This window comes from Stenotrophomonas sp. As-7, assembly GCF_030291015.1.
Lineage (GTDB): Bacteria > Pseudomonadota > Gammaproteobacteria > Xanthomonadales > Xanthomonadaceae > Stenotrophomonas > Stenotrophomonas lactitubi.
In genome coordinates, this window is record NZ_CP127405.1 from 2,486,958 (window position 1) to 2,499,660 (window position 12,703).

At 64.0% G+C, this 12,703-nt stretch carries 11 protein-coding genes and 1 pseudogene; 5 read left to right on the forward strand and 7 right to left on the reverse strand.

Translation table 11 applies throughout. The annotated features are described in order from the left end of the window. Positions 1-31 precede the first annotated feature (31 nt). On the reverse strand, positions 32-898 hold the full coding sequence (locus tag QP457_RS11435; RefSeq protein ID WP_240196391.1) for an MBL fold metallo-hydrolase: 867 nt from the start codon (positions 896-898) through the stop codon (positions 32-34). After that, positions 895-1,749 carry an MBL fold metallo-hydrolase gene (locus tag QP457_RS11440; protein WP_205404182.1) on the reverse strand — a complete coding sequence of 285 codons (855 nt, stop codon included), beginning with the start codon at positions 1,747-1,749 and terminating at the stop codon, positions 895-897. The genes QP457_RS11435 and QP457_RS11440 overlap by 4 nt, the downstream gene beginning before the upstream one ends. Positions 1,750-1,818: 69 nt before the next feature. Here QP457_RS11440 and gcvA point away from each other — a divergent pair, with 69 nt between their 5' ends. Further along, the gene (gcvA, locus tag QP457_RS11445; RefSeq protein WP_240196392.1) at positions 1,819-2,745 is read left to right on the forward strand and encodes a transcriptional regulator GcvA; all 927 of its coding nucleotides are present in this window, start codon (positions 1,819-1,821) and stop codon (positions 2,743-2,745) included. 33 nt (positions 2,746-2,778) lie between these two features. On the opposite strand, the gene QP457_RS11450 is transcribed toward gcvA, so the two are convergent. From QP457_RS11450 to QP457_RS11460, 3 genes and pseudogenes are all read right to left on the reverse strand, one after another. Beyond that, positions 2,779-3,105 carry a CPCC family cysteine-rich protein gene (locus QP457_RS11450; RefSeq protein WP_306669847.1) on the reverse strand — a complete coding sequence of 109 codons (327 nt, stop codon included), beginning with the start codon at positions 3,103-3,105 and terminating at the stop codon, positions 2,779-2,781. Beyond that, a pseudogene (locus tag QP457_RS11455) lies at positions 3,082-3,963 on the reverse strand (methylenetetrahydrofolate reductase); the annotation flags it as partial. The pseudogene QP457_RS11455 and the gene QP457_RS11450, both read right to left, overlap by 24 nt. Beyond that, complete coding sequence (locus QP457_RS11460) at positions 3,963-4,877, reverse strand: LysR family transcriptional regulator (RefSeq protein ID WP_205404184.1); 915 nt, start codon at positions 4,875-4,877, stop codon at positions 3,963-3,965. The pseudogene QP457_RS11455 and the gene QP457_RS11460, both read right to left, overlap by 1 nt. Before the next feature lie 173 nt (positions 4,878-5,050). On the opposite strand from QP457_RS11460, the gene msuE reads away from it, so the two are divergent. Genes msuE through QP457_RS11475 form a run of 3 tightly spaced genes read left to right on the forward strand, consistent with a single transcriptional unit; the run spans position 5,051 to position 7,748 of the window. Next, a complete protein-coding gene (gene msuE, locus QP457_RS11465) occupies positions 5,051-5,632 on the forward strand; it encodes an FMN reductase (protein WP_205404185.1) in 582 nt (193 codons plus the stop codon). Between the two features lie 57 nt (positions 5,633-5,689). Continuing rightward, positions 5,690-6,667 carry a DUF1852 domain-containing protein gene (locus QP457_RS11470; RefSeq protein ID WP_205404186.1) on the forward strand — a complete coding sequence of 326 codons (978 nt, stop codon included), beginning with the start codon at positions 5,690-5,692 and terminating at the stop codon, positions 6,665-6,667. A 40-nt stretch (positions 6,668-6,707) separates the two neighbouring features. After that, positions 6,708-7,748 (forward strand): methionine synthase, encoded by a 1,041-nt coding sequence (locus QP457_RS11475; protein ID WP_205404187.1) that lies wholly within the window; start codon positions 6,708-6,710, stop codon positions 7,746-7,748. 116 nt (positions 7,749-7,864) lie between these two features. Here QP457_RS11475 and QP457_RS11480 read toward each other — a convergent pair whose 3' ends face one another. Continuing rightward, a complete protein-coding gene (locus QP457_RS11480) occupies positions 7,865-8,863 on the reverse strand; it encodes a PHB depolymerase family esterase (RefSeq protein WP_205404188.1) in 999 nt (332 codons plus the stop codon). Between the two features lie 87 nt (positions 8,864-8,950). Continuing rightward, positions 8,951-10,354: a GntP family permease gene (locus QP457_RS11485; RefSeq protein WP_205404189.1), complete on the reverse strand. Its 1,404-nt coding sequence runs from the start codon at positions 10,352-10,354 to the stop codon at positions 8,951-8,953. Between the two features lie 170 nt (positions 10,355-10,524). On the opposite strand from QP457_RS11485, the gene QP457_RS11490 reads away from it, so the two are divergent. Beyond that, positions 10,525-12,699, forward strand: coding sequence for a TonB-dependent receptor (locus QP457_RS11490; protein ID WP_205404411.1), 2,175 nt, complete (start codon positions 10,525-10,527; stop codon positions 12,697-12,699). Positions 12,700-12,703 lie beyond the last annotated feature (4 nt).

The window sequence follows — 12,703 nt, forward strand, 5'->3', positions numbered from 1 at the left end:
GACCAGGAATGATTCATGCGCGGGTACCGCACTACGTCGGCCACGTCAGCCACGCACCCGGTTCAACGGCCTGCACGGCGACTGCGCGGTCACGGGCAGCCTTGCGAAGGCGCCCAAGCGGGTCGTCCACTTCTACATACTTGTCCATTCCGCTGATGCCATAGTGAATGGGCACCAGCGTGCGTGCGCCGAGGATCGCCGCCGCTGCCACCGCCTGCTCCGGCGTCAGTACGCCCGGCTGTCCACTTACGGGTTCGCGCCAGCCGAACGTGGCGCCATTGATGGGGAGGAAGGCCGCATCGAACGGGCCGAACTGGCGCCCGATACGCCACCAATGGCCGTGCCATTGGGTGTCGCCGCCATGGAAGATGCGTCGGCCGCCCGCTTTTACCACCCAGGACACCTGCGTATCGCCGTAGCCGTCCGATGCCGGTACCGGCGTTGCAGTGAAGTCGCCCAGCAGTTGAGGCTCCCACAGCGCGCTCGGCCGCGCACGTGCGGCTGCGGGTAGCGGCAAGGGCTGCAGGCCGGCTGGATATGCGATTGTTCCCCCTTTGGTCAGCGCCGCCGCTACCGCGTCCGCATCGAAGTGGTCCGAGTGGGTGTGGGTGATCAATACATGGCTTTCGCCCAGCACATCGTTCACCGGCACCAGCCGGTCCGGCAACGCCTTGCCCCATGTTGCGGGATTCACCAGCGGATCAATCAGCAGCGTGCCTTCCGGCAACTGCAGTCGCACCCCTGCCCACGCCAATCGCTGGGCACGCAGGGTGCGCAGTGCCGTCGGTGGTGCAGCGGCGCCGACAGGGACCAGCGCCGCGGCGGCCACACCGGCGCAACTGGCAAGAAAACGTCTGCGGCTACCTGGGGCCGGCGTTTTAAACGAATCGCTCTTCATGCAGCCTGCTCCCTTGCTGCCAGCACGGCATCCAGGGAGAAGATCGACTGCGCGACGATCGACGTGAGATTGTGTCCATGCCATTCTCGCTCGAATGCCGTCGGCACGACCCCCGACGCGATGCATTCCTCCAGTCTGATGGTTGCTATCAGTGGCGTGGCTTCCGCTGGTGTGGCTCGCAGCCGGATGTCCACGACGATTTCCTCCATTCGCCGCAGGTAGTGGAGTGCATTGCCCAGCACCGGTGCATCGAAGACACCTATATGCCCGCCGACCACCCTGCTGCGCCCGAACTGCTGAATGCGGCCGATGGCGGCGCGCTGCAGTGCCGGGTCTGATCGTGAGAGATAGACGATGTTGCCGACGATGTTGTCGCCAACGCAGACCAGATCGGCGGTCGGTACATCCACGCTCATGTGGTCCATCGTTTTGCCTGGGTTGTACAGGAAGCGCAACTGGTGGCGCCCCCAGCGCATGGCGAAGTTGTCGAACACGATATCCGGATCGCGGTAGAACGATGCCACCGGCCGGTTCTGCGAAAGAAAAGCGTGCCGGTGATGGCGGTGCGCCAGGGTCAGCGCCTCCGGAAAGAGCGTCATGCCGCAGATGTGGTCGCTCATGAAATGGGTGGCGGCAACCAGCCGAACCCTTTTGCCCATCTGCCCCTGCAGCACCTCCCGCAACCAGGCGGCATCCTCCTCGCTGCCCAGCGCATCCACCAGCAGCACCTGGTCACCGTTTACGAATGCGGTAGCGACCGATTCAACCTGGTCACCGACGAACATCAGCACATCTTGGGCGAGCTCCTGAATACGCACGGCGGACTTTCCCGGTGGGAGGATGTGCATCATCGCCAGCCCATGCAGCGCCCGACAAACGAGTAGTTCTGCGCTTCGCATTAGAAAAATTCATGCGCTACGATGGCAGTGCCCCTGCCCTGGAAGGCGCTCGTGAAAGCCCGCCCCACTGCTCCACTGAATGCGCTGCGCACGTTCGAAGCAGCTGCCCGCCACCTCAGCTTCAATCGGGCGGCGCGCGAGTTGTTCGTCACCCCGGCTGCGGTCAGCCACCAGGTCAAACATCTCGAGGCCTATCTGGGTGTAAGCCTGTTCCAGCGCACTAACCGCGCCGTCGCACTCACTTCGGAGGGTGCGGCGCTGGCAACAACGGTCGGCGAGTTGCTTGGGCAGTTGGACCTGGCGCTGGACCGCGCCAGGACGCGAGCACCGCACGAGCTGCGAGTGACAACCATGGAATCGTTTGCCGCGAAATGGCTGGCCGCAAGGCTGCACCTGTTTCACCATGCGCACCCCAACGTCCGGGTGCGCATCGACACCGGCAATGAACATGCTGACTTCCTGCGCGGAGGCTTCGATGTAGGCATCCGCTACGGCGCGGGCAGCTACACCGGCGTACACGCAGAACTGCTGATGAAGGCGCCAGTGTTTCCGGTGTGCTCGCCAACGCTGTTGGCTGACACTGCGCGCAGGCTGCAGCAGCCAGATGATCTGCGCCACTACACGTTGCTGCACGATGAAAGTGCCACGGGCCGCCCTGGCGTGCCCGCATGGTCGCACTGGCTGATGGCTGCGGGCGCTACCAACGTCAACGCCAGCGCCGGGCCCGTTTTTCCCAGCATCTATCTTGCACAGGAAGCAGCGGTGGCGGGCCACGGCGTGGCGCTCGGCGTAGCGCCGCTGGTGGAAGATGATCTTCGACAAGGCAGGCTGGTGAAACCCTTCAGCCTGGAGCTGGAGAACCGTTACGCATTCTGGTTGATCTGCCGGGAAGTGGCTCAGGATCGCCCCGAGGTGGAGGCGTTCTGCAAATGGCTGGCAGAGGAATAATTGAGTGACCGGCCACGGCAGTGCCCACGCGTCTTACGGTAGTTCGTGGGGAAAAGGCAGGCGAACATAGGGAAGATCCTTCATCTGCGACGCGCCGAACGCTTTGTAGTTGGCGCGCCCCTGCGTCAGGCTGAGACATCCGTTTGGGCCGTCGCGTACGACGTCCGCGTCGTAGTCGTCCTGTCCATCGTCTTCCCAGAAACAGACAGCGCATATTCTGAACGTCCCGCGCTCGTCGAGTGTCCTGTGGCCGCAGCACGGACAGCGCAGCGGAAGATCCGGGGTCTGCACCAATTGCACTGACATTTGAGCCAAGCACTCATCGCCCGCACGCATCCGGTAGTGCTCCACCCATTCCATGGATTGTGCGATACCGCCGAAGGGAAACAGATGAGGGCTGACCTGCCCATGGGCTTCGGTCAACCCGTCCACCAGGCGATCCACGAACACATCCGGCCCTGCGCTTCCCAGGAGGCGGCCGAGCGAGACGCCGTAGCGGGACAACATGGAGGTGCTTGCAGACACGCCGCACATCGCCGCATAGCGTACAAGTCGCGCGATGCTGGCGGGCCCTGGAATGCCGACCAGCACCGGATGGGTGATGCCACGCGCGCGCAGTTCATTCAACCAGGTCAGCACGACGTCGGCATCGAATGCGAACTGGGTGATGACAAGCGGTGCCATGCCTCGCGCTTCGATGCGCTGGCACTTGCGTTCAAGCACGCGCCACCGATCGGCGCTGGTCATCACCGGATGACCTTGCGGATGCCCGCCCACACCCACGACCTTGATGCCGGCGCGCTCGAGGACACCGCTCTCGATGATCGATGCACTGTCGGCGAACGGTCCGGCAGGTTTGGACAGATCACCCGCAATCACCAGACAGCGCTCAACGCCGGCGTCGATGACGGCACGGTCGATGAAGTGCTCAAGCGCTGCCCGCGAGCCGATGCGGCGTGCGGACAGGTGTGGCATCGGCTCGAAACCCAGTTCGCGCACTGTGCGTGCCGCAGCCAGTCGCGCAGTGTCGTCCTCGCTCGGCAGGTAGGGAATGGAGATGGTCGCGCCCTGTGCCATGCGCGCAGCCTCGGCGCGCAGCGCAGGCATGGCCTTGGCACTCACCTCCAATGAAACGGCGCTGACGAACGCCTGCGCCCGCTGCGCGCGGTCAGCAGGCCCGCTCGGTGGCGGCCGCAAACGGCCGATGGCACCTGACATCAGCCGGCTCCGCGCAGGTTGCCGGCGCTCGTGGAGCTGTGCCGTGCCAGCTCGACGAACGCCTGCAGGTAATCGATGGCGGTATCCGCCTCGCGCGCACCCAGATAGATCTGCTTGGGAATGCCTTTGGTGCCCAGCCGTACCGGCACCACGTCCATGCGGGCGGCGTACTCTTCCACCAGCCAGCGCGGCATGGCGGCCACGCCACGGCCACTGGCCACCATCTGCATCATGATGTCGGTGGTTTCAATGGCCTTGTGCCGCCGTGGCGTGATGCCGGCCGGCAGCAGGAACTGGTTGTAGATGTCCAGCCGCTCGAACGGCACCGGGTAGCTGATCAGCACTTCCTGGCTGAGCTGGCGGGGCTTTACGTAGTCCACCTTGGCCAGCGCGTGGCCCTTGGCCACCACCAGCACCTGCTCGTAGTCGAAGACGGGGATGAACTTCAGGCCGGGCTTCAGCAGCGGGTCGGGCGTGACCAGCAGGTCGATTTCATAGCCGAACAGCGCGCCGATGCCGCCGAACTGGAACTTCTGCTTGACGTCCACATCCACGTCCGGCCAGGCGGCCAGATAGGGCGAGACGATCTTCAGCAGCCACTGGTAACAGGGATGGCATTCCATACCGATACGCAACGCGCCGCGCTCGCCCTGTGCGAACTGGCCCAGCCGCTCCTCGGCCAGGTCCAGCTGCGGCAGCACCCGGTTGGCGACCGCAAGCAGGTATTGCCCGGCCTGGGTCAGCCGCAAGCTGCGGCCTTCGCGCAGCCAGACGTTGGTGCCCAGCTGCTGCTCCAGCTTCTTCATGCTGTGGCTCAGGGCCGACTGGGTCAGGTTGAGCACGCCTGCGGCAGCGGTCAGCGAGCCTTGCTGCTCGACCTGCTGCACGATGCTGAGATGGATCCGCTCCAACATGACGATGAATCTCACTCATGGATTGGTGAAGTAATACCATTTTACGTCATGGGAAGGGCTGGCTAGCATCGGCTCATGCCTTCGGATGCCTGCCAGCCCGGCCCCCCGCCGGCCTGCAGCACTGCGCCCCTGCAGATCACCCGAAGGAGCCCCTCCCCAGCTGAAGCGAAGAGATGACCCGCCCCCTCCGTATCGTCGCCGTTTCCGGCGGGCTGCAGCGCCCCTCAAGGGCCGCGGCCCTGGCCGAGTACCTGCTGGACCTGATCGGCGAAGGCGTGCCCTGCGATCAGCACCTGATTGAACTGGGTGAACTGGCGCCGCAGTTGGCCGGTGCGCTCTGGCGCTCGCAGTTGCCCGAGACCGTGGAGCGGCAGCTGGCCGCTGTCGAGCAGGCCGATGTACTGGTGGTGGCCACGCCGGTCTACCGCGGCTCGTACACCGGCCTGTTCAAGCACTTCTTCGATTTCATCGACCAGGACGCGCTGATCGATACCCCCATCCTGCTCGCCGCCACCGGCGGCAGCGAGCGCCACGCGCTGATGATCGACCACCAGCTGCGACCGCTCTTCAGCTTCTTCCAGGCCCGCACCCTGCCCTTGGGCGTCTACGCGACCGACCGCGATTTCGCCGAAGGCCGCCTGCACGACGAAGCGCTGATCCAGCGGGCGCGCCTGGCGGTACAGCGGGCGATGCCGTTGCTCGCCCTCTCCCATCGCGCAGCACCTGCTCCCCTTGTGGCTGCTGCCGCTCTCTGAATGCCGACTGCCATCGACCTGCATTCGGATGTCACCCCGCAAACCGGAACACAGCCTATGACGACCAGCAACTTCACCTTCAGCATCAGCCGTATTCCTTTCAACGAGGACTACCAGCCTGCTGATGGCACGCGTATCACCACCAACTTCGCCAACCTGGCGCGCGGCGAATCGCGCCAGGAGAACCTGCGCAACACGCTCGGCATGATCAACAACCGCTTCAATGATCTCGCGCACTGGGACAACCCGAGCGCGGATCGCTATGTCGTCGAGCTGGACATCATCTCGGTGGAGATGCACATCGATGGCGGCGACGGCGGCGATACGTTCCCGTTGATCGAGATGCTGCGGCCGACCATCGTCGACACCCTCACCGGTACGCGCACCGAAGGCATTGTCGGCAACAACTTCTCGTCGTATGTGCGCGACTACGATTTCAGCGTGGTACTGCCTGCCAGCAACGAGGGCAAGGCCACCTTCGGCATTCCCGACGGATTTGGCGATCTGCACGGCAAGCTGTTCCAGCACTTCCTGGAGTCGGAGGCCTATCGTGCGAACTTCAGCAAGGCGCCGGTCATCTGCATCAGCGTCTCCAGCAGCAAGACCTACCACCGCACCGAGAACCACCATCCCATCCTGGGCGTGGAGTACCGGCAAGGCGAGTTCTCCCCCACCGACCAGTACTTCGACAAGATGGGGCTGAAGGTGCGCTACTTCATGCCGCCGGGCAGCGTCGCGCCGTTGGCGATCTACTTCCAGGGCGACCTGCTGGGCGATTACTCGAACCTGGAACTGATCGGCACCATCAGCACGATGGAGGCCTTCCAGAAGATCTACCGCCCCGAGATCTACAACGCCAATTCCGTGGCCGGCAAGGTCTACCAGCCCAGCCTGAAGCACCAGGACTACTCCTCCACCCGCATCGTCTACGACCGCGAGGAGCGCAGCCAGCTCGCGGCCAAGCAGGGAAAGTTCACTGAAGAGCACTTCATCAAGCCGCACCGCGCCGTGCTTGAGCAGTGGGTCGCCCGCTGATCCATCAATTTTCCATTCGCCCCCCAGGACTCAAGACGCAATGTCGACGAAGAAACTGCTCCCCACCTCCACCGCAGGCAGCCTGCCCAAGCCCTCCTGGCTGGCCGAGCCCGAGAAGCTCTGGTCGCCCTGGAAGCTGCAGGATGAAGCGCTGAATGAAGGCAAGCAGGACGCCCTGCGCCTGTCCCTGCAGGAACAGCAGCATGCCGGCATCGACATTGTCAGTGATGGCGAACAGACGCGGCAGCACTTCGTCACCACCTTCATCGAACACCTCAACGGCGTCGATTTCGAGAAGCGCGAAACCGTCCGCATCCGCAACCGTTACGACGCCAGCGTGCCCACCGTGGTGAGCGCTGTCAGCCGCCCGAAGCCGGTGTTTGTGGAAGATGCGAAGTTCCTGCGCAGGCAGACCACGCAGCCGATCAAATGGGCGCTGCCGGGCCCGATGACCATGATCGACACCCTGTATGACGCGCACTACAAGAGCCGCGAAAAGCTGGCTTGGGAGTTCGCGAAGATCCTCAACGAGGAAGCGAAGGAACTGGAGGCCGCCGGCGTGGACATCATCCAGTTCGATGAGCCCGCCTTCAATGTGTTCTTCGACGAAGTGAACGATTGGGGTGTAGCCGCCCTGGAGCGCGCTGTCGAAGGGCTCAAGTGCGAAACCGCGGTGCATATCTGCTATGGCTACGGCATCAAGGCCAACACCGACTGGAAGCAGACGCTGGGTTCGGAGTGGCGCCAGTATGAAGAATCGTTCCCGAAGCTGCAGACCTCCAGCATCGACATCATTTCGCTCGAGTGCCACAACTCGCATGTGCCGATTGACCTGATCGAGCTGGTACGCGGCAAGAAGGTGATGGTCGGTGCCATCGACGTGGCTTCCAATACGGTTGAAACGCCGGAAGACGTGGCCAACACCCTGCGCAAAGCACTGCAGTTCGTGGACGCTGACAAGCTCTACCCAAGCACCAACTGCGGCATGGCGCCGCTGTCGCGTGAGGTGGCACGGGGCAAGCTGCGCGCGCTCAGTGCGGGCGCACAGATCATCCGCGAGGAGCTTCTGGCACAGGGCTGAGAGGGAGGGCGCATGCTGTCGAACGCGCCCGGCTTCCCCAGGAAAAGGCCGCGCGCCAGCGCGGGAGCCCTCCACTCCCGCACTGGCGCCGCCTCCCCTGCTCCTGCGCCCCACACTCAGCGTTGCTGATCCTTCAGGAACAGCCATGTGATCAGCGTGGCATCCGGACCCTTGGGGTCGGTGAACGGCAGCCCGGACTGGCTGCCGCTCCAGGCATGCCCCATGCCCTGCACCACGTAATGCTGGACCAGCGTCCTGCCGCCGTAGGTGTAGGTGTCGACCGTGTAGGCGCGCCCGCCCGGCACCTGGCCGTGGAAGGTGTTGGTCGGCACATACTTCACCGAGTCGTTGTCCAGCCCATCGTCGGCCAGGTCATTGGTCTGCAGGAACTGGCGCACGGCCTGCTGTCCATTCACCGGGTTCACCGTGGCGTCGGCGGTGCCATGGAACACCAGCACCGGGATCGGTCGCGGTGACGGCGAGCCCGAGCACTGCCAGGCCAGCCGCCCGTTGCTGTCCGGTGAGTAGATGCTGCCGGCCAACAGCGCGTATGCGCTGCCGGAGATCGTGGTCGCACCCTTGTACATGCCACCGGAATGGATCGCGCCCGCAGCGAACACATCCGAATAACAGGCCAGCATGATCGAGGTCATCGCCCCGCCAGCGGAAATGCCGGTGACGTACACGCGATGCGGATCGATGCTGTAGCCCGCTTTCACCTTGTCCACGATGCCGGCCAGGATCGAGGCCTCGCCGCTGTCGCGCGCCTGGTTGATCGGCAACTGCCAGTTCCAGCAACGTGCCGGATTGGAGGTTACGTTCTGCCGCGGGTAGACCACGATGAAGCCCTCGGTGTCGGCCACCTCGTTGAAGCCGGAGGCCTCGCCCATCAGGTTCGGCCCGGTCACGCAGCCGTGCAGCACCAGCAACAGGGGCAGCGGCTGCGTTTGGTCGTAGCCGGCGGGCACCCATACCTGGTACTCGCGGGCGCCGAACAGATTGCCGTACAGGCCAACATCCCAATGCCCGGGTGGGTCTGCCGCAGATGCGGTGCCCGTCGTGGCCAGCCAGGTGCACAACAGCAGCGCCTTGATTGAATCGATTCCAGATTTCATGACCAGATCCTCATGCGTGAGTCGTGGATGAAGTGGTACCGGAAATCCTCTTGGACCGACCTTCCAGAGGGTGCTGCGACGCCGCTGTCAAACCCAGCCGGTGGCGTAATGGATGCCGATCACCACGAACACCGCGAGGGTCTTGATGATGGTTACTGCGAAAATGTCCTTGTAGGCCTGGCGATGGGTCAGCCCGGTCACCATCAGCAGGGTGATGACCGCACCGTTGTGCGGCAGGCTGTCCATGCCGCCGGAGGCCATCGCCGCAACACGGTGCAGCACCTCCATCGGGATGCCTGCGGCCTGTGCGTTGGCGATGAAGGTCTCCGACATTGCCGCCAGGGCGATGCTCATGCCGCCCGATGCAGAACCGGTGACGCCGGCCAGACCGGTTACGGTGACCGCTTCGTGCAGCAGTGGATCCTTGATGGAGCCCAGTGCGTTGGCCACCACCATGAAGCCAGGCAACGCGGCGATGACCGCGCCGAAACCATATTCCGAAGCGGTGTTCATGGCGGCCAGCACTGCACCGCCAATCGCTGCCTTGGTGCCCTCGGCAAACCGGGTGACCACCGGACGCCAGGCCAGCGCCAGCACCGACAGGATGCCCACCAGCAGCGCACCCAGCACGGCCCAGATTGCGGTGATCTTCGCCACGTCCTGTACGACGGGCGCGGCGCTGCCCATGATCGACGGTATGAAGCTGTGCTCGGCGCCGTACCAGTGCGGCATGCCGAGGGTGAACAGCTTGTTGGAGACGAACACCAGCAGCAGCGGCAGCACCGCAATGCCCGCATGTGCCAGGTGGGTGCCGGCGAACGGTGTGGGCTCGTTCACCAGGGTGGCCGGATCGCCGTAGCCTTCGCCGTTGCGCAGCGCGACGCGACGGCGCCACTCGAGGTAGGCCATGCCAACCGCCAGCACGAAGATGCCGCCAAGCGTGCCCAGCACGGGGGCCGCCCAGGTATCGGTGCCGAAGAACGTGGTTGGAATGATGTTCTGGATCTGCGGCGTACCCGGCAGCGCATCCATGGTGAAGCTGAAACCGCCCACCGCCAGCGTGGCCGGAATCAGGCGCTTGGGGATGTTGCTCTGGCGGAACATTTCTGCCGCGAACGGGTAGACCGCGAACACCACCACGAACAAGGACACGCCGCCATAGGTCAGCAGGCCCGACACCAGCACGATCGACAGCATTGCCCGCTGCGGTCCGAACAACCGGATCGCCGCGCCGACGATGGATCGGGAGAATCCGGAAAGCTCGATCAGCTTGCCGAATACCGCACCCAGCAGGAACACAGGAAAGTAGAGCTTGAGGAAGCCGACCATCCTGTCCATGAACAAGCCGGTGAACATCGGCGCCACCAGCGAGGGATCGGTCAGCAGAACAGCGCCCAGTGCGGCGATGGGCGCGAACAGGATCACGCTGTAACCGCGGTATGCCACCAGAATGAGGAAGGCCAGCGCTGCAAGTACGATCAGTAACGACATACGGCGCTTCCAGGTGGGGACGCGCCCAGTATCCGGATCTGGCGACTGCTGCCGACTGGACCTAGGTCCACTCGCCGGTGCGCCACGGCGCCGCTAGCCTAGGCAGCATGGATGGCAATGGGCCATCTGCCTTGGGGGAGGACCGAATGAAACGGAATTGCTTGAGCCTGATGATCGGCATGCTGTTGGCCACCGGGCCGGTTCTGGCGCAGGACGCGCCGCAGGGCACGCCGGCAGCGGGCAGGACCGCTTCGGCGACCAATCTGGACAGCATCACGGTGACCGCGCGCAAGCGCGAGGAAACCCTGCAGGAGGTGCCGGTTGCCGTCACCGCTTTCACTTCCGAAGCCTTGGACAAGATGAATGTCCAGGACATCAGCGACCTGGATGGACAGGTGCCCAACCTGACCATCTACGCGGCGCGCGGAGCCAGCAGCACGGTCACGGCCTACATCCGCGGCGTCGGCCAGTCCGATCCCACCTGGGGCGCTGACCCAGGCGTAGGCATCTACCTGGACGACGTCTACATTGCCCGCCCGCAGGGGGCGTTGCTGGACGTGTTCGACGTCTCGCGCATCGAGGTGCTGCGCGGCCCGCAGGGCACGCTGTACGGCAAGAACACCATCGGCGGTGCCATCAAGTACATCTCGCGCGGCCTGCCCACCCAGACCGAAGGCTTCGCCCAGATCACCGTGGGCAACTACAGCCAGCTCGACGCCAAGGCGGCGATCGGCGGCCCGATCGGCGGCGCCGACGGTGGTCTGCGCGCGCGCGTGGCGGTGGCCAGCATGAATCGTGACGGCTTCGGCGAGAACACGTTTACCAACCAGCCGGTCAGTGACAAGCAGATCAATGCGGCACGCTTCAACCTGGGTGCGTATGCGGGTGACGATTTCGACGTGCAGTTCGCCCTGGACTGGATCGATGACCAGTCCGGCATGCGCGGTTCGAAGATGCTGGCGCCCAACCCGTTCGTGCGCGCCTACCCGCCGATGGATGACCGCTACGACATCCGCTCGGGCATGCGCAACCTCAACAGCGTGGAGACCAAGGGTGCCTCGGCCACGGTGAACTGGCGCCCCAGCGAGGACGTTGCGCTGAAGTACGTGGTGGCCAAGCGCGAATCGGACAGCGATGCGAACATCGACTTCGACAGCACGCCGGTCAAGCTGGCCGATGTGGGCGGCACCTACCACGACGACCAGGTCAGCAACGAGGTGCAGCTGAACTACGATGCCGGCGGACGCGTGCGCGGCGTGGTCGGCCTGTACCAGTTCAGTGGAGAAGCCGGCGGCCAGATCCGCAACAACTTCTTCAACCTGCAGTTCGGCGATACCCGTGGCAAGGTACTGACCGACAGCATCGCGCTGTATGCCGACTGGACCTTCGACCTGACCAGCAAGCTGAAGCTGGACGTCGGCGCCCGTTACACCGACGAGGACAAGCGCGCGATCGTGCTCAACCGCTTCTACTCGGATGCGACGTTCACGCGCCCGATCGCCATCGCCGCCGATTTCGACAAGAAGACCAACTTCAAGAACGTCTCGCCCAAGGTGTCGCTGGACTACCAGATCACCCCCGACATCATGGTCTACGGCCTGGCCACGCGTGGCTTCAAGTCCGGTGGCTACAACATCCGCGCCAATGCCGTGGCGGTGCCGCGCTCGGCCGAACCGTTCGATGACGAGACCGTGGACAGCTTCGAGATCGGCAGCAAGATGGCCTTCCTCGACCAGCGCCTGTTCCTGAACCTGTCGGCGTTCCACAACAAGTACAAAGACATCCAGCTGTCGGTGTTCACCGGCATCGATACCAATGGCGATGGCGTCGACGATGCCTTCTTCGGCGACTTCACCAACGCCGGCGCCGGCACCATCAACGGCCTGGAAATCGAGTACCAGTACCTGCCCAGCCAGCACTGGTTGATCTCCGGCAACCTGGCCTGGCTGGATGCCAAGTATGACGAGTACATGGATCGTGGCGTCAACGTTGCCAAGCAGATGAAGTTCACCAACGCACCGGACTTCTCGGGCGCGTTGAACGTGGAGTACCGCACCGAGCTGGCCAATGGCAGCAACCTGTCCGCTCGGGTGAGCTACAGCTACCAGAGCGAGGTGTGGCCGACCACCGACCTGAGCCCGGTGATCCGCCAGGATGGCTACGGGCTGGTCAATGCCGGCGTGATCTGGAAGCTCGACGATGCCTGGACCTTCTCGCTGCAGGGCACCAACCTGGCCGACAAGGAATACCGCACCACCGGTTACAACATTCCGGCGGTCGGCACGCTGATTGGCTTCTATGGGCCGCCGCGCCAATATAGCCTCAGCGTCCGTTACGATTTCTAGGAAG